Below are 337 nucleotides of genomic sequence, written 5' to 3' on the forward strand. Positions count from 1 at the left end.
GCGCAGCAGGTCGTTGGACTGATTGAGCAGCATCGCTGGGCACGCGACCGCGAGGCCTATGGCCAGAAAAAACAACGTGCCAAACGTGATTATGAACAGAAAGAAAGTTACAAATGGCAACGGGCTTCAGCAGCGATGGCGACTCGCTTGGGACCACAGATGCAGAAGGTGATTTCGGTTTGTGACCGTGAAGCCGATATCATCGAATACCTGCGCTTTAAAACCGATACACAACAACGGTTTATTGTACGCTCGATGCAAAGCCGCTGTATTGAAGAAGACCAGCACAAACTCTATGCGTTTAGTGAGACGCTGCAAAGTGCCGGTGAGCGGATGA

1 pseudogene is annotated in these 337 nt (G+C 51.0%); it reads left to right on the top strand.

Annotation, left to right across the window (positions count from 1 at the left end):
• Window positions 1-337, top strand: a pseudogene (locus tag KFE26_RS23760) (IS4 family transposase); the annotation flags it as partial.

Origin of the sequence: Shewanella sp. M16 (assembly GCF_018224605.1) — a bacterium.
GTDB classification, from domain to species: domain Bacteria; phylum Pseudomonadota; class Gammaproteobacteria; order Enterobacterales; family Shewanellaceae; genus Shewanella; species Shewanella oncorhynchi.